This is a genomic window from Peribacillus sp. FSL K6-5616, assembly GCF_038008245.1.
Classification (GTDB): domain Bacteria; phylum Bacillota; class Bacilli; order Bacillales; family DSM-1321; genus Peribacillus; species Peribacillus frigoritolerans.
This window is the reverse complement of record NZ_JBBOYT010000001.1, coordinates 5,327,501-5,345,877: the sequence shown is the minus strand read 5'-3', so window position 1 is coordinate 5,345,877 and position 18,377 is coordinate 5,327,501. Positions and strand designations below refer to the sequence as shown.

Sequence of the window (18,377 nt, the reverse complement as noted above, 5' to 3'; positions counted from 1 at the left end):
TATTTTGCAGAACACAGGATAAAACCGCCACATCCTGTGGCAACTCCTGTGCTAGCACATCCTGTGCGTCGCAATCGGGCATTTACAGGCTGTTGGTTCACCACATTTCTTTTTCATTACATTTGTCATCAGGCTTCCTTACAGCCTGTTAATGCGGGGTAAAGCGAAACTTCCACCAATGAGTATTTCCAATGATTACTAATTTACTGAACACAGGATAAAACCGCCACACCCTCTCTTATCTCTTATGCATGAGACGGTAAGTCTTACACCTAAAAAGTTCAAGGACTTCAAATAAAATTAGGAGGATGGTGTATTTTTAATAACACTTTCCCAAATCTTCTCTTTTCGATTGAAGATAATAAATGCATCGGGCTCCTTACTATCTCTATCAGAAAAGGAATCATGCATCTCATCCATGTTTAAATAATCCCCTACGACCCATGCCGGTATCTCAATTTTCGTTCTAGTATACTTAACATCCCGAAAGGAAAAAACGAGCCCCTCTGCCAGAATATGAGCCAAAGAAGCAATGATTTCTGCAGGAATCGCCGTCAGCTCTTTTTTCTTTCTGATTCCAAGCCACGTCCTCTCTACTTTTAATGGCTCCAGCTTTAGCGGAATCAGACTTCCTAACATCATATAATATGTCGAAAGAGAACGAAAATAAATTTTATTGAACCAGCCATCATCCTGGGCAAGGTACACAAATTGGTTATTCAATTTACGAAAAAACGGGGGATCCAGATGGGTTTTAGCATGTCCTAAATATAAAAGTTCCGCTATTTCCCTTCCATCCAATTCATCCAGCCCTTCCGCTTCTTCAAAATCGATCCAACAGAAATCTCCATATGCCCGGACATTTTCTTTAACGAGCTTCGCAATAGCTTCAGATGAAGCGCTCTCAAGCAGGACATTCAAATTGTATTCCCCACCATCGAATTGATGTTTCAATAATAAGATCGAATCCAAGGTATACGGAAGCGAATTGACGAATTCACGAAAATTGAGTCCATTAAAAAGGACAAACCGTTCGGAAGCCTGCATATACATGTATAAGATATCATTGCTATCATTCTTCATAACCTGACCCCCTCCGAGCTCTCAATCAATAATGTTATTTTATCAAACTTTTGGAGTTTCACGTAAGTTATATAACCCCAATATTAATCATCATCTGCATCGTTTAAATAACATGAATCAAAATCCATTTTAACCAATAGGAAAAAATATAGAATTCGAAGAATGGATCATGACTGGTTTTATCATTCATTCACTCATTTCATGTGGCCGCTCCCCTTTATGCTGATGATCCCCTGCGCAAAATACCCGACATTAGTCAAATCAACCGTAATTTAAAGCCTGAAGGTAGTTTCATTTCACAACACATGACCTTCTGGGAGGAAGAGGATATGATTTGGTTTTGGGGTAAACAATGAAAGGCTTTATGAATTTGGGGGTATTTTGACATCCAGGAAGACCCGTCAAGAAGTAGTTCCCTCCATAACACCTGAAGGAAGCAGATTTTTACAGTATCGAGAAAAATTAAGGAAGCGCTTTTTCATTCAATAAAAAAAATCCAGAGTGACATTTCACTCTGGATTTTTTGTATCAAGAAACTTGTTGTTCTAGTTCTTTTTTGGAAGGAGGGTTGAATTGACCTTCCCATTTAGAGATAACGATTGCCGCAAGTGAATTACCAATAACGTTTACCACTGTACGTCCCATATCAAGAATACGGTCGATACCGGCAATAAATGCTAGACCTTCAATAGGAATACCGACAGTTCCCAATGTCGCTAAAAGAACTACGAAAGATACACCTGGTACACCCGCAATCCCTTTGGATGTGATCATTAACACTAGCATTAGCGTGATTTGCTCATACATGCTTAAATCGATTCCATACATTTGAGCGATGAAGATAGCTGCTAACGCTTGGTATAATGTAGAACCATCAAGGTTAAAGGAGTATCCAGTCGGAATAACAAATGTAGCAATATGTTTCGGACATCCCGCTTTCTCCATTTTTTCCATGATTTTCGGAAGAACCGCTTCTGAACTTGCAGTAGAGAAAGCAAGAATCAATTCTTCTTTTAGAAGTTTAATCAAAGTAAAGATATTGAATCCTACAAATTTTGCAATAAGACCCAGAATGACAATTACAAAGAAGATCATTGTTCCGTAAACAGAAAGCGCTAACTTTCCTAACGGAATTAGAGATTCCAAACCGAACTTGGAGATAGTCACACCGATTAGTGCAAATACACCGATAGGAGCGAATTTCATGACCATGTTAGTTAGGTAGAACATTCCTTCAGCTACACCTTGGAAGAAACGGAATACTGGTTTACCCTTTTCACCGATGGCCGCAATACTTAGTCCAAACAACACGGAGAAGAAAATGATCGCTAGCATATCGCCTTCTACCATGGCTTTAACTGGATTGGATGGCACGATGTGTACAAGTGTATCTACGAACGATTCATGCTGCTTAGTTTCTGCTGTATCAACATATGTCGAGATATCAGTTTGTTCCAGGTTATTCATATTCACACCAGCACCAGGCTGGATGATATTCGCTGAAATTAAACCAACAGCAATCGCTATCATAGTTACGACAACAAAGTATGATAATGATTTAGCACCTAGTTTTCCTACCGCTTTCAAGTCACCTACACCGGCAACTGCAACGATAAGGCTGGATACGATGATCGGCACTACGATCATTTTAATCATTCGTAGGAAAATGTCTCCGAATGGCTGTAAAAAGCTTTGGGCCGACTCATTACCATAAAAAATGGCACCAACGATAATCCCTAGAATTAAACCAATGAAAATTTGGCTAGCTAAACTTAATTTGAATTTCTTCATTTACTTTCCTCACCTTCCATAAAGTCTTTGATGCAAAAACATTTTTGTCTCGGTAAGGGAAACAAGATACTAATAAAAAGAAAGTAATTTTTCTTTTTTTGAAAAACTCTGTCTTTACGCCGAAAAAAAAGACACTTCATGTGTCGATTTCTTATTGGCGTGAATATTCACACATGTTCCCTTAAAGACGCTGACGAGGTTAGCTGTCGGGTTAGGAATTGGAAACACAAATGCCCTTTCATTTCTGAATTCACCCCTAGCGGATAAAATCCACAAAAATGGGTCCCCCGTTCTTGGAATAAGATTAAGCGAGTTAACTTATAATAAAATATTATACTAAAAATGATAATCTGTAAATATTTATTCGCATCAGTTCTAGAAAAAATCTTTTAATATGTCTGAATATTCTGCATTAAAGGCTGTTGTATCTATAATTACGTTTCCCGATTTTTAATCAAATAAGTTATATTGATATAATTAATTCCTAATTTAACATCACCTCTCTTGTGAAAAAAGCGGTTATTTTTCCAGAATGCCAAGTAACAGATATCTTACTTTTTCCCTAGAGGTGAATTTTTTATAAGTTCTAGCTTTCACTTTTTCAAATTGAATCGGGGTTATAAAATAAGAATGGTTCTTCACTGCCGCATTCGACTCCAGCAGGATGACGTCACCTACAGACGGTCCCTTTATGATTTCTTGCTTCCCTTCAGCCTTAAGACCTTTTGTAATGTAATGTTTATCCACATGGCCTTTATTAGTCAACTTGTAAATATAAGGCTGCTTTTGGTATTGTACGGCCTCTATCGGAATGGAGGGTACACCGGCTTTCTCATTGGTTATTACAGTAAGATTCACTTTCGATCCCACCAACAATGGTTCAGTTTCTTCGCCTTCCGGTTCGATTAAAGCCTGAAATGGAAATCTGTTATCTTTTTTTAATGATGGTTCTTCAGCGGGATAGGAATGGATACGGCCTATCTTCCCTTTCAATGCCTTTTTTGAATCAGAGGAACTTGCTTTTATAGTCATGCCCACTTCAGCCTTTTTCATTTCCTCTTCGGAGAAATCCCCTTCAATTGCCATATTTGTCGAAACAATGGATATAATGGGATTATTCAGGTTTTTATTGATATTTTTAACGACACCATCAGCCTCGCTAGTCGTTACAATTGCACTGGACTGCTGCTCAATCGAACTTAATTTAGCATCAAGCATTTTTACTTTTTCATCCAACCTGTTTTTTTCTAGTTCCTGCTTGTACATTTCTTGCTCAATGTTACTTTTAATAAGATCTGAAGAGCTTGTCGTTATATCAATATTCAAGTTCTTTTCCACCGATTCATCAATTGCAGCTTCAGGTTCACTGGTCACGGTCCCCTGATAAGACCTCAACTTCCCTATGTATTCCTCAATCCCTGCAATTTCCCCCTCGGCGGCCGTTTTCTCCGCTTCCAAATTCGTCTTAAGCGCATCAAGTTCGGTCGTCGTAAACTCAAACAACGAGGAGCCAGCCGTAATCGCATCGCCTTCTTTTACAAGGAATTTCTTAAAATCATTTTTCTTGGCATCAAAATAAATATCATACTCTTCTACTGGTTTAATTACCCCATTTGTTTGAATAGTATCCGTAATTGTATCTTTTTTTACCTTAGTCCAGTTTTCAACGAAAACCGTCCGTTCCACTTTGCTTTCTTTTTTTTCAATAAGGTATAAGTTAACGGTTATTAACACTATCGACGCAATGGAGACCGCCGCTATTTTCCATTTACCGCTCATTCATTTCACCCGCTTTATACAAATACGCCTACTTGGATGTATCCTAAAAAGGCTTTAACAAACCATGTGGCCAAATAGAATAGAACAATCATTAAAAGGACCAAATAATTATTACGTTCTGTAAATTCCTTTAAATAAAAATATTGCAGAGCAATAATAAGAAATTGAAAAATGGTAATTCCGCTGAAAAAGTGAATGAAATAATCACTTCTGAGAAAATACTGACTGATGATCCCCAATGAAAAAGGATTGGCATCGCTGCCTAAATCCATTAAAACGAATAAGGGAATCAATAATGTTTTTTCTATTAATTGCAAGCCAAAAAGAATCATTTGAACGATAACTAATTTTATATAGGGGATATCAGTAACGATCCAAAAGAATAGAGCTGCTAAAAATATGTATATGGAAGGGTCGATTATTCCTGTTATTATATTGCCGCTCAAAATCAGCAACTTTGCTGCTTCGAATTCATTGGCGCTCATCTTCGTGATTTCTTTGGAGAATGATTCTGAACCAATGCCAAAATATCCCCCAACGGCGAATACTATAAGACTAACAAAATATAAAACTATTAATTTCAATCCAAACTTTGTGACTGCCTCTGCATTTTGCAGCTGATAACGACTCCGATAAGGCTCTAAAATGCCCTTTAACAATCCGACCTGGTACACCATAATTGGTCCTCCTGCAAAAAATGATATATCATCATACATTTTATCCTATTTTGGAAACAATTGCAGAAATAAGGAATGAATATACAAAAAAAACACATAAGCCTTTCCCTTCAAATGTAATCCTCATACTAATTTGGTGTTAATACTGACAAATGGTGGGCGAGGACTTTAATGCGCGAAGGAGTTTGCCTATAGTTCTCTCCATCCATATCCACATCAAGCGGCCTCTTGGATTCAATAGTCAAGGTACCTGCTTGTAAATAAGTCACCCCAGAGTCAGAACTCATATTTTCAGTCCATGAACGTTTCATCGCTATTATTTCTAAAAATGCACCAAGGCTTGCATTTTCCAAGATGGCAACGCCAAAGAGCCCATCGTCTGGACTAATCATGGGGAAGGGTAATAAATTAGTGCCGATAAAACAACCATTCAAGACCAAAATCATAACGGCTTCCCCTTCAATGAAATTCCCATCATATTCTAGTTTATAGGAAAAGGGAGCATTCTCACCAATCGTCCTTACAGCGCTTAATAAATATCCTATCTTTCCGAACCTGCTTTTTTCCTGCTCATCAATATTGTTAAGCATCTGAAATAAGTCCCACTCCCCAGAAATTGAAAAAAAATCGTTATTGGACTTCCCAATATCAATTGGACGAACCTTGCCATTTACTAATGCTTCCGCAGCTTGACGAACTTTTTGAGGAATCTTTAATGTCCTGGAGAAGTCATTGCAAGTCCCTCCAGGTAAAATCCCAAACAAAGGCCGCCTCTGAAGGGGTGAAAGGCCATTTACACACTCATGTACCGTTCCATCTCCTCCCAATACGAAAACTACATTCATTTCTTCACCATATTCCAAACAATAACGGCATGCATCGCCTTTTTGCTTGGTTTGTAGAATGAGAAACTCATCAATATGTGGAGCTAATACCGGAAGACAACCCTCTAAATTCCTTTCGAGTTTATCTTTCCCTGCATTTTTATTATAAATCAGCATTCCTTTTTTCCATCGCACGATTCTTGCCCCCATATCATTGAAAGAATGGTCTTCTTCCCATCACTTTTTACTTTTTCCTAAACCTCCGTTTTTAACACTCATTAAAAATTCAAATGAAAAAGAGGCTATTCGCCCCCTTTCAGTAAAGCCTTCATATATACAACAAATAATCCTTCATCATTAAGATAAGCTTTGAACACAAGGGACTTCTTTTTTCATTTTTTTCCAAAAATAATAAAAGGCTTTCCAAGATGATGGAGCTTGGCCTAACTTTTGAAAATTCTTCCTGGAGCGCTTTTAAAGCTTCCGTATTTTTACGCGTTTCCATCCCCTCTTCTTTACGTGTTTCCACTTCCAGCATCCTGGCGATAATCGAATGGATTTCTTCTTTTGGGCTCATATCCCGCATCGAGCAACCTGGTAGGGGAAATTGTTTCAATAATGGATCTTCCATGTTTTCCAGACTTGTGACAATGGAATCCATCCGGTTCAATATGAAGCTAGGTAACAATTCCACATCGAAAGCATTTTGTTTCCTGATCAATATTCCGATATATCCTTTGAAAAGCGAATCTAAAATAATGGTGCAATCGGGTAGAAGATCAGATGAAAGCCCCGGGTATAACTCAATGATTTTACGCTTGAACCAAATCAAGCCCTCTTCATGGATATAATGTAAAAATCCATCTAGTTCCTTGCTGATATGAACCATTTGTTCCTGCATCATCATTTGAATCAAGTTGGTATTTCCCGTCATATGCTCAATGTGAACAGTGATCTGCCTCATGAATTTGTCTTTACTGGACAATGAAGCATCCAGTTCAAGATCAAGTAATGAGTCTGTCAACGCTTCATAATAAAATTTAAAAATGGAGACTAGTAATTCCTCCTTCGATTTAAAATAATTATAAAAGGACCCTTTTGCTATCCCGCATTTTTCAACAATTTCCTGAACCGAAGTTGCATGATAGCCTTTCTCCGCGAAAAGCTCTACAGACTTATCTATGATCATCTTATTTTTTTCTTTCATCAAATTCATCCTATCTCTTAAAATTGTCCATTGGTGACCAATGGGTCACATCTTCCAAATTGTATCCCAAAACCCTTGAAATCACAACGTTAACACTAACGGATATTATCTGTTGCAATCATAATCCATATACTATATATTTGAGTTTGTGACCGACTGGTCACAATTTTATGTATGGAGGGTACAAGCTTGAATTCAATAATTAAATTTTCATTAAAGAATAAATTGGCAATCTGGTTGCTTACCATCATCATCGTTGCAGCTGGTTTATACTCCGGTTTAAACATGAAACAAGAAACCATACCAAGCATCTCCACTCCTTTAATTAGCATCTCCACTGTTTATCCTGGAGCTGCACCTGAAGAAGTAGCAGATAAGCTCACCGACCAGATTGAGCTAAAAGTAACAAATTTGCCAGGAGTCGAATTAGTCAGTTCTTCGTCCATGGCCAATGCCTCTTCCATCCAATTACAATATGATTATGATACGGATATGGACGATGCAGTAAAAGAAGTGAAAGAAGCTTTAGAGAAATTGGAACTGCCAGAGGGAGTAGATGACCCGAGCGTATCTAAATTAGAATTAAACGCTTTTCCTGTCGTCGCACTCAGTGTAACAGATAAGGCTTCTGATTTACCAGCCCTTACAAAAAATGTCGAAGAGGTGTTAGTACCTAAACTTGAAGGAATTGACGGCGTGACATCCGTATCCATTTCCGGACAGCAAGTAAATGAAGGCAGCCTTGTATTCGACCAGGACAAGATGGCTCAATACGGGCTCGATGAAGAAACCGTAAAGAAGGTTATCCAGGCCGCAAACGTCAGTATGCCGCTTGGCATATATAACTTTGATGATAAAGAGAAAACGATCGTTGTGGATGGAAACATTTCCACATTAAAGGACCTGAAAAATGTAAAGATACCTTTAACCGGCGGCCCGCAAACAGGAGCTCCAGCACAAACTGGACAGGAAACCAATCAATTATCTCCTGAAATGGCAACAGGTCCTGCCCAAATGCAAAATGTGAAATTATCAGACATTGCCGATGTTAAAATCACCGGTAAGGCTGAGTCGATTTCAAGAACAAACGGTAGCGAATCGATTGGAATTCAGGTTACAAGATCACCTGATGCCGATACAGTTGCAATCGTCGACGAAGTAAATGAAGAAGCATCGAATTTCAAAGAAGAATTTAACGGGGTAAGTGTACACACTACTCTCGATCAAGCTAAACCGATTAAAGATTCTGTTGAAACCATGATCAGCAAGGCACTCTTCGGCTGTCTGTTTGCCGTCATTGTTATCATGCTGTTCCTTAGGAACTTTAAAACGACTCTCATTTCCGTCATTTCGATTCCATTATCCCTATTAGCAGCCCTTTTGGTGCTCAAACAAATGGATATTTCATTGAATGTCATGACACTTGGGGCCATGACCGTTGCGATTGGCCGAGTCGTCGATGACTCCATTGTCGTCATAGAAAATATTTATAGAAGAATGGCTTTAAAAGGCGAACAATTAAAAGGCGGCGAATTAATACGATCTGCCACTAAGGAAATGTTCATCCCCATCCTTTCATCGACAATCGTTACTGTAGCCGTATACCTGCCTTTAGCAAGCGTTACAGGACCTGTCGGGGAACTATTCATGCCATTTGCCTTAACAATGGTGTTTGCATTAGTCGCTTCATTAATAATCGCCATCACACTTGTTCCGGCAATGGCAGACTCTTTATTTAAAAAGGGACTATCTAAAAAAGAATTACAATCACATGAAGAAAAACCAAGCAAACTATCAGCATTCTATCGAAAATCACTGGATTGGTCGTTAAACCATAAGCTAATCACTTTCGGTACAGCCATTGTATTATTAGTTGGAAGCTTATTCCTAATCCCAAGCATCGGTGTCAGCTTCATGCCTGCAGATGAAGAAAAAACGATCATCGTAACTTACACTCCCGCACCTGGAGAGTTAAAAGAGGATATTGAAAAGCAAACAGAAAAAGTGGAAAAATACTTCATGGATAAAGACGATGTGAAGACCGTTCAATACACACTTGGTGAAAGCATGATGGGCGGCGGCATGATGGGCGGTTCGAGTAACTCGGCTCTCTTCTATGTACTCTATGACGAAGACACCGAAAATTTCGGGGACAAAAAAGAAACCGTCATAAAAGAATTAACTGAACTTGATTCACCTGGAACATGGAAACAACAAGATTTCACATCAACATCAAGCAACGAAACCACTCTATTTGTTTACGGAAATACACAAAAAGATATTGAACCGGTAATTGATGATATTCAAAATATCATGAAGAAAAACGAAGATTTAAAAGATGTTGATACAAGTCTTTCGGATGCTTATGAGCAATACACTCTAGTAGCAGACCAAGAAAAGCTAAGTGACCTTGGACTGACAGCTGCACAAATTGGCATGTCCATTGCCAATACGAATAAAGATGATGCTTTAACTACCATTAAGAAAGATGGAGAAGAAGTCAAAGTATATGTCGAGACAAAAGAAACGACATTCGAAGACAAAAAAGATCTAGAGAATACGAAAATTTCTTCTCCAATGGGAATGGAAATCCCATTGAAAGAGCTTGTGAAAATCGAAGAAGGCAAAGCTTCCGATACAATCAGCCGCCGCGATGGAAAAATTTATGCCGACGTGTCTGCAACAATCAAATCGGATGATGTGGCCGCAGTGACAGCTGAGGTACAGAAGGAAGTTGATAAATTAGATCTTCCTGCAAGCGTATCTATAGACTACGGCGGAGTGACGGAAGATATCCAAGAATCATTCACTCAACTTGGTATCGCTATGTTAGCGGCAGTTGCTATCGTATACTTTGTCCTAGTCGTTACTTTCCATGGTGGTTTAGCACCAATAGCCATTCTCTTCTCCTTACCATTTACGGTAATCGGGGCATTGGCAGGGCTATTCATTGCAGGTGAGACCATCAGCGTTTCGGCAATGATGGGTGTCCTGATGCTTATTGGTATCGTCGTGACCAATGCCATCGTATTAGTGGACCGTGTTATCAAGAATGAAGAATCCGGGCTATCTACCAGGGAATCTTTACTCGAGGCAGGATCCACCCGTCTACGCCCTATCCTGATGACTGCCCTTGCCACAATCGGCGCTTTAATACCTTTGGCAATCGGTGCGGAAGGCAGCGGATTAATATCACAAGGTTTGGGAATTACCGTTATCGGCGGACTGGTGAGTTCTACATTGCTAACACTTGTAATAGTGCCGGTAGTATATGAAGTTATAATGAAAATAGGTAAAAAGAAGAAAAAAACAGTTAAGTAACGAAGAAAAAGAAGAGGGGATTCCTGATATAAGGAATCCCCTCTTTTTTGATTCAACAATGCATCAATATGTTCGGCCCTTTTGACTGAACTATATTCCTCTTCTTTCAACCTGTCCCGTCTCTTAAGATAAAACGTCCTATTCGTCATTTCCAAGGAAATCTGTTTGTTTAAACAAAAAAAGGAAAGATCTCGCTTCCCCTTTTAATTTCTATATATTAGTGTTTGGTGAAAGTTTGATCTATCGCATTTGCCAGATCCAGAGATTTTTCTTTTAGATAACGCTTCGTTACGTTTAAATCTTTATGACCGGCAAGCTTGGATATCGTTTGTATATCTATTCCATTATCCACTAACCTTTGACAAAAAGTATGTCGCAGTTTATGCGGATGCACATTGTATTTTTTCAATATATATTGAACTGACCTCGGAGTGATCCTTTGATTATAGCTTGAGATGAATAGCGGATCTGCTTTTTCTTTTAAAGACAAAAGATAATTTTGTACATGTTGTATAGCCGATATCGTAAGGGGTACGGATCTGTCGATTTCACCTTTTGCGTTCCGGACAAGTATATAATTACGCTCTGTTTCCATGATGACATCACGGCCATTTAAGTCACATAATTCGGAGACACGAATTCCAGTATGTAACAAAAGGTAGACGATGGCAATATTCCTTAGATTTCCTTCTGCTTCTATATCTCTTAACAGTATCTGCTGCTCATTGAGGCTTAAAGTTTCAGGTACCTCAAGCTTGTGCTCCTTAACTTTACGTTCCACAGAAAGCATCACTTGCGGTTTGCCTAAAAATTTAAAGAAGACATTTAATGCGATATAGTGTTTTTCGATTGTCCCTGGGCTTTTCTTGCAATTTTCTAAATAATCAAGATAACCCTGAACATCTTCAGAATGGATCTCCATCAATATCTTTTGTGTCTGGTCACAAAACTGTGAAAGGACACCAGTATACGTTTTGATCGTATTAGCTGATTTGCCTTGGTCTCTCAACCATTCAGCAAACGAAAAAATCATTTCATCTTTAGCAGAGGTATCCATCGGCTATTCCCCCAATGACAGTTTCAGAACTATGTTAAGTTTAACATATATCCCTACAGAAACGAAGAATTCTGTCCCTTTGTCTTAAACTGATATGGATAAGACAGATAGCTGTAGAAATTCAGATACATTAATAGAATGTCCTACCATTTACCCTGCATATAACTTTCTTTAAGGTCTTTAACAGGTTTAAATAATAAGTACTGAAGATAACGACCTCAAAAAAAGACCAGCCGGATGGCTGGTCTTTTCAAATGGCTTGGCGGCGTCCTACTCTCACAGGGGGAAACCCCCAACTACCATCGGCGCTGAAGAGCTTAACTGCCGTGTTCGGAATGGGAACGGGTGTGACCTCTTCGCTATCGCCACCAAACATAAAAGGAACGTTGTTCCTTCAAAACTAGATAATAAGAAGGTATTTCATTTTTTAAAAAGCGTTGGTTAAGTCCTCGATCTATTAGTATCAGTCAGCTCCACATGTCACCATGCTTCCACCTCTGACCTATCAACCTGATCATCTTTCAGGGATCTTACTAGCTTGCGCCATGGGAAATCTCATCTTGAGGGGGGCTTCATGCTTAGATGCTTTCAGCACTTATCCCGTCCGCACGTAGCTACCCAGCTATGCCTTTGGCAAGACAACTGGTACACCAGCGGTGCGTCCATCCCGGTCCTCTCGTACTAAGGACAGCTCCTCTCAAATTTCCTGCGCCCGCGACGGATAGGGACCGAACTGTCTCACGACGTTCTGAACCCAGCTCGCGTACCGCTTTAATGGGCGAACAGCCCAACCCTTGGGACCGACTACAGCCCCAGGATGCGATGAGCCGACATCGAGGTGCCAAACCTCCCCGTCGATGTGGACTCTTGGGGGAGATAAGCCTGTTATCCCCGGGGTAGCTTTTATCCGTTGAGCGATGGCCCTTCCATGCGGAACCACCGGATCACTAAGCCCGACTTTCGTCCCTGCTCGACTTGTAGGTCTCGCAGTCAAGCTCCCTTGTGCCTTTACACTCTACGAATGATTTCCAACCATTCTGAGGGAACCTTTGGGCGCCTCCGTTACTCTTTAGGAGGCGACCGCCCCAGTCAAACTGCCCACCTGACACTGTCTCCCACCCCGATAAGGGGCGCGGGTTAGAATTTCAATACAGCCAGGGTAGTATCCCACCAACGCCTCCACCGAAGCTGGCGCTCCGGCTTCTCAGGCTCCTACCTATCCTGTACAAGCTGTACCAAAATTCAATATCAGGCTGCAGTAAAGCTCCACGGGGTCTTTCCGTCCTGTCGCGGGTAACCTGCATCTTCACAGGTACTATAATTTCACCGAGTCTCTCGTTGAGACAGTGCCCAGATCGTTACACCTTTCGTGCGGGTCGGAACTTACCCGACAAGGAATTTCGCTACCTTAGGACCGTTATAGTTACGGCCGCCGTTTACTGGGGCTTCGGTTCAAAGCTTCGCTTGCGCTAACCTCTCCCCTTAACCTTCCAGCACCGGGCAGGTGTCAGCCCCTATACTTCGCCTTGCGGCTTCGCAGAGACCTGTGTTTTTGCTAAACAGTCGCCTGGGCCTATTCACTGCGGCTTTTCTGGGCTATTCACCCTAAAAAGCACCCCTTCTCCCGAAGTTACGGGGTCATTTTGCCGAGTTCCTTAACGAGAGTTCTCTCGCACACCTTAGGATTCTCTCCTCGCCTACCTGTGTCGGTTTGCGGTACGGGCACCTTACATCTCACTAGAGGCTTTTCTTGGCAGCGTGGAATCAGGAACTTCGGTACTATATTTCCCTCGCCATCACAGCTCCGCCTTAATGGAAACGGGATTTGCCTCGTTTCCGGCCTAACTGCTTGGACGCGCATATCCAACAGCGCGCTTACCCTATCCTTCTGCGTCCCCCCATCGTTCAAACGATGTATAGGTGGTACAGGAATATCAACCTGTTGTCCATCGCCTACGCCTTTCGGCCTCGGCTTAGGTCCCGACTAACCCTGAGCGGACGAGCCTTCCTCAGGAAACCTTAGGCATTCGGTGGAAGGGATTCTCACCCTTCTTTCGCTACTCATACCGGCATTCTCACTTCTAAGCGCTCCACCAGTCCTTCCGGTCTGACTTCAACGCCCTTAGAACGCTCTCCTACCATCGACACCATACGGTGTCAATCCACAGCTTCGGTGATACGTTTAGCCCCGGTACATTTTCGGCGCGGAGTCACTCGACCAGTGAGCTATTACGCACTCTTTAAATGGTGGCTGCTTCTAAGCCAACATCCTGGTTGTCTAAGCAACTCCACATCCTTTTCCACTTAACGTATACTTTGGGACCTTAGCTGGTGGTCTGGGCTGTTTCCCTTTCGACTACGGATCTTATCACTCGCAGTCTGACTCCCAAGAATAAGTATTTGGCATTCGGAGTTTGACTGAATTCGGTAACCCGTTGGGGGCCCCTAGTCCAATCAGTGCTCTACCTCCAATACTCTCATCTTGAGGCTAGCCCTAAAGCTATTTCGGAGAGAACCAGCTATCTCCAGGTTCGATTGGAATTTCTCCGCTACCCACACCTCATCCCCGCACTTTTCAACGTGCGTGGGTTCGGGCCTCCATTCAGTGTTACCTGAACTTCACCCTGGACATGGGTAGATCACCTGGTTTCGGGTCTACGACCTCATACTCATTCGCCCTATTCAGACTCGCTTTCGCTGCGGCTCCGTCTCATCAACTTAACCTCGCATGAAATCGTAACTCGCCGGTTCATTCTACAAAAGGCACGCCATTACCCATTAACGGGCTTTGACTACTTGTAGGCACACGGTTTCAGGATCTATTTCACTCCCCTTCCGGGGTGCTTTTCACCTTTCCCTCACGGTACTGGTTCACTATCGGTCACTAGGGAGTATTTAGCCTTGGGAGATGGTCCTCCCTGCTTCCGACGGGATTTCTCGTGTCCCGCCGTACTCAGGATCCACTCAGGAGGGAACGAAGTTTCAACTACAGGGTTTTTACCTTCTTCGACGGACCTTTCCAGGTCGCTTCATTTACCCCGTTCCTTTGTAACTCCATGTTGAGTGTCCTACAACCCCAAGAGGCAAGCCTCTTGGTTTGGGCTAATTCCGTTTCGCTCGCCGCTACTCAGGAAATCGCGTTTGCTTTCTCTTCCTCCGGGTACTTAGATGTTTCAGTTCCCCGGGTCTGCCTTCAGTACCCTATGTATTCAGGTAAAGATACTGTTCCATTACGAACAGTGGGTTTCCCCATTCGGAAATCTCCGGATCAAAGCTTACTTACAGCTCCCCGAAGCATATCGGTGTTAGTCCCGTCCTTCATCGGCTCCTAGTGCCAAGGCATCCACCGTGCGCCCTTTCTAACTTAACCGTTAAAAAAGATCTTACAGATGCTTTGAAAAAAATTAATTGCCTTCTATCTATTATCTAGTTTTCAAGGAACAAAGCAGAAAGAATCCATCACATCGTGATGACTGTCTTTCCTATTTGAATGAATTACTCATTCAAAACTGAACAAAACAAAAGCGCTCTCGTAATTATCCTTAGAAAGGAGGTGATCCAGCCGCACCTTCCGATACGGCTACCTTGTTACGACTTCACCCCAATCATCTGTCCCACCTTAGGCGGCTGGCTCCATGAAGGTTACCTCACCGACTTCGGGTGTTACAAACTCTCGTGGTGTGACGGGCGGTGTGTACAAGGCCCGGGAACGTATTCACCGCGGCATGCTGATCCGCGATTACTAGCGATTCCGGCTTCATGCAGGCGAGTTGCAGCCTGCAATCCGAACTGAGAATGGCTTTATGGGATTCGCTTACCTTCGCAGGTTTGCAGCCCTTTGTACCATCCATTGTAGCACGTGTGTAGCCCAGGTCATAAGGGGCATGATGATTTGACGTCATCCCCACCTTCCTCCGGTTTGTCACCGGCAGTCACCTTAGAGTGCCCAACTGAATGCTGGCAACTAAGATCAAGGGTTGCGCTCGTTGCGGGACTTAACCCAACATCTCACGACACGAGCTGACGACAACCATGCACCACCTGTCACTCTGTCCCCCGAAGGGGAAAGCCCTATCTCTAGGGTTGTCAGAGGATGTCAAGACCTGGTAAGGTTCTTCGCGTTGCTTCGAATTAAACCACATGCTCCACCGCTTGTGCGGGCCCCCGTCAATTCCTTTGAGTTTCAGCCTTGCGGCCGTACTCCCCAGGCGGAGTGCTTAATGCGTTAGCTGCAGCACTAAAGGGCGGAAACCCTCTAACACTTAGCACTCATCGTTTACGGCGTGGACTACCAGGGTATCTAATCCTGTTTGCTCCCCACGCTTTCGCGCCTCAGTGTCAGTTACAGACCAGAAAGTCGCCTTCGCCACTGGTGTTCCTCCAAATCTCTACGCATTTCACCGCTACACTTGGAATTCCACTTTCCTCTTCTGCACTCAAGTTCCCCAGTTTCCAATGACCCTCCACGGTTGAGCCGTGGGCTTTCACATCAGACTTAAGGAACCACCTGCGCGCGCTTTACGCCCAATAATTCCGGACAACGCTTGCCACCTACGTATTACCGCGGCTGCTGGCACGTAGTTAGCCGTGGCTTTCTGGTTAGGTACCGTCAAGGTACCAGCAGTTACTCTGGTACTTGTTCTTCCCTAACAACAGAACTTTACGACCCGAAGGCCTTCTTCGTTCACGCGGCGTTGCTCCGTCAGACTTTCGTCCATTGCGGAAGATTCCCTACTGCTGCCTCCCGTAGGAGTCTGGGCCGTGTCTCAGTCCCAGTGTGGCCGATCACCCTCTCAGGTCGGCTACGCATCGTCGCCTTGGTGAGCCATTACCTCACCAACTAGCTAATGCGCCGCGGGCCCATCTATAAGTGACAGCGTAAACCGTCTTTCCATCTTCTCTCATGCGAGAGAAGAACGTATCCGGTATTAGCTCCGGTTTCCCGAAGTTATCCCAGTCTTATAGGCAGGTTGCCCACGTGTTACTCACCCGTCCGCCGCTAATCTCAGGGAGCAAGCTCCCATCGATTCGCTCGACTTGCATGTATTAGGCACGCCGCCAGCGTTCGTCCTGAGCCAGGATCAAACTCTCCGAAGAAATGTTTGACTTGCTCATTTGCTTTTTTGATAGTGTGTGCTCACTTAAAATTTAACGTTGGCGCTTTGTTTTGTTCAGTTTTCAAAGAGCAATTTCCACAATCGTTCTTTCGAACGGCTGTTTATTCATCATAACATCTTATTGATTAGTTGTCAACTTCTGCGAAGTTTTTAACTTATTTTAAATCGCTGTGTTTTTCAGCGACCATTTCATCTTATCATTTTCATAGTAAGAAGTCAATAGTTATTATTTCTTTCAGCAAATGCCAAAAGCGATGAAGTTTTTTGCATGTCTTAGTTGGTGCTTATTTATATTAATCCTTTTCCACCATAAAGTCAATACATTTCACAATAAATAATTCCTTTTCTTAAAGTTAGGTGAAAAATGTTTCAAGGTCCGTTTTGCTAGTTGAACAGATCTGAAGGCAACCCGTCCAAAGCCTTAATACATTTTATCTTTTGAGCTGTTTTGGTAACGTCTGTTGTTTTGAACAAAGGAATAGTAGTAGAAGCAACCTTTTCAAGGGGTGATTAAACGGCATATGCTTATACTTTATTTATTATCGGCTGATTAAAAAGAAATCAGTACCTTCAAATAGATACACACCTTATGATGACATCAAAATGGGAATTAAAGATGACGATATAAACCCGATACAGGATACTACAAATGATCACATTCAATATGAAGAGAAATCAAATAACGACAAGACCGTTTAAAGCAGCCAAGATATGCGAAAAAAGATGGCAGTTTTCGTGACCTTATGAAAACAAAAAAAGACCAGCCAGATGGCTGATCTTTCAAATGGCTTGGCGGCGTCCTACTCTCACAGGGGGAAACCCCCAACTACCATCGGCGCTGAAGAGCTTAACTGCCGTGTTCGGAATGGGAACGGGTGTGACCTCTTCGCTATCGCCACCAAACATAAAAGGAACGTTGTTCCTTCAAAACTAGATAATAAGAAGGTATTTCATTTTTTAAAAAGCGTTGGTTAAGTCCTCGATCTATTAGTATCAGTCAGCTCCACATGTCACCATGCTTCCACCTCTGACCTATCAACCTGATCATCTTTCAGGGATCTTACTAGCTTGCGCCATGGGAAATCTCATCTTGAGGGGGGCTTCATGCTTAGATGCTTTCAGCACTTATCCCGTCCGCACGTAGCTACCCAGCTATGCCTTTGGCAAGACAACTGGTACACCAGCGGTGCGTCCATCCCGGTCCTCTCGTACTAAGGACAGCTCCTCTCAAATTTCCTGCGCCCGCGACGGATAGGGACCGAACTGTCTCACGACGTTCTGAACCCAGCTCGCGTACCGCTTTAATGGGCGAACAGCCCAACCCTTGGGACCGACTACAGCCCCAGGATGCGATGAGCCGACATCGAGGTGCCAAACCTCCCCGTCGATGTGGACTCTTGGGGGAGATAAGCCTGTTATCCCCGGGGTAGCTTTTATCCGTTGAGCGATGGCCCTTCCATGCGGAACCACCGGATCACTAAGCCCGACTTTCGTCCCTGCTCGACTTGTAGGTCTCGCAGT

Annotated in this window: 8 protein-coding genes, 5 rRNA genes and 1 riboswitch (1 of these 14 cut by a window edge); of the genes, 1 reads left to right on the top strand and 12 read right to left on the bottom strand. The window is 42.6% G+C overall.

Annotated features, from left to right (window positions below; all coding sequences use genetic code 11):
* Window positions 1–300: 300 nt before the first annotated feature.
* The 6 genes from MHB45_RS26010 to MHB45_RS25985 all read right to left on the bottom strand — a co-directional run bounded on the left by MHB45_RS26010 (window position 301) and on the right by MHB45_RS25985 (window position 7,361).
* The gene (locus MHB45_RS26010) at window positions 301–1,083 is read right to left on the bottom strand and encodes a hypothetical protein (RefSeq protein WP_048679928.1); all 783 of its coding nucleotides are present in this window, start codon (window positions 1,081–1,083) and stop codon (window positions 301–303) included.
* 528 nt (window positions 1,084–1,611) lie between these two features.
* Window positions 1,612–2,874 (bottom strand): cation:dicarboxylate symporter family transporter, encoded by a 1,263-nt coding sequence (locus MHB45_RS26005; RefSeq protein WP_048679924.1) that lies wholly within the window; start codon window positions 2,872–2,874, stop codon window positions 1,612–1,614.
* 173 nt (window positions 2,875–3,047) lie between these two features.
* Window positions 3,048–3,195: riboswitch (cyclic di-AMP (ydaO/yuaA leader) on the bottom strand.
* A 198-nt stretch (window positions 3,196–3,393) separates the two neighbouring features.
* Entirely contained in the window at window positions 3,394–4,653 is a 1,260-nt protein-coding gene (locus MHB45_RS26000) for an efflux RND transporter periplasmic adaptor subunit (RefSeq protein ID WP_048679921.1), read from the bottom strand.
* A 14-nt stretch (window positions 4,654–4,667) separates the two neighbouring features.
* Window positions 4,668–5,330, bottom strand: coding sequence for a hypothetical protein (locus MHB45_RS25995; protein WP_202187086.1), 663 nt, complete (start codon window positions 5,328–5,330; stop codon window positions 4,668–4,670).
* A gap of 128 nt (window positions 5,331–5,458) precedes the next feature.
* On the bottom strand, window positions 5,459–6,349 hold the full coding sequence (locus MHB45_RS25990) for a YegS/Rv2252/BmrU family lipid kinase (RefSeq protein WP_340908146.1): 891 nt from the start codon (window positions 6,347–6,349) through the stop codon (window positions 5,459–5,461).
* A 133-nt stretch (window positions 6,350–6,482) separates the two neighbouring features.
* Complete coding sequence (locus MHB45_RS25985) at window positions 6,483–7,361, bottom strand: TetR/AcrR family transcriptional regulator (protein WP_048679911.1); 879 nt, start codon at window positions 7,359–7,361, stop codon at window positions 6,483–6,485.
* A 189-nt stretch (window positions 7,362–7,550) separates the two neighbouring features.
* On the opposite strand from MHB45_RS25985, the gene MHB45_RS25980 reads away from it, so the two are divergent.
* Window positions 7,551–10,682, top strand: a complete 3,132-nt coding sequence (locus tag MHB45_RS25980; protein WP_048679908.1) for an efflux RND transporter permease subunit — start codon at window positions 7,551–7,553, stop codon at window positions 10,680–10,682.
* Window positions 10,683–10,899: 217 nt separating this feature from the next.
* Here MHB45_RS25980 and MHB45_RS25975 read toward each other — a convergent pair whose 3' ends face one another.
* From MHB45_RS25975 to MHB45_RS25950, 6 genes are all read right to left on the bottom strand, one after another.
* A complete protein-coding gene (locus MHB45_RS25975) occupies window positions 10,900–11,739 on the bottom strand; it encodes a tyrosine-type recombinase/integrase (RefSeq protein WP_048679905.1) in 840 nt (279 codons plus the stop codon).
* Window positions 11,740–11,996: 257 nt separating this feature from the next.
* Window positions 11,997–12,112 (bottom strand): 5S ribosomal RNA (rrf, locus tag MHB45_RS25970).
* Between the two features lie 64 nt (window positions 12,113–12,176).
* Window positions 12,177–15,109, bottom strand: a 23S ribosomal RNA gene (locus MHB45_RS25965).
* 176 nt (window positions 15,110–15,285) lie between these two features.
* Window positions 15,286–16,836 (bottom strand): 16S ribosomal RNA (locus tag MHB45_RS25960).
* 807 nt (window positions 16,837–17,643) lie between these two features.
* A 5S ribosomal RNA gene (rrf, locus tag MHB45_RS25955) occupies window positions 17,644–17,759 on the bottom strand.
* 64 nt (window positions 17,760–17,823) lie between these two features.
* Window positions 17,824–18,377: ribosomal RNA gene (locus MHB45_RS25950) — 23S ribosomal RNA — on the bottom strand (it continues 2,379 nt past the right edge of the window).
* Together the 16S, 23S and 5S rRNA genes form the textbook arrangement of a ribosomal RNA operon.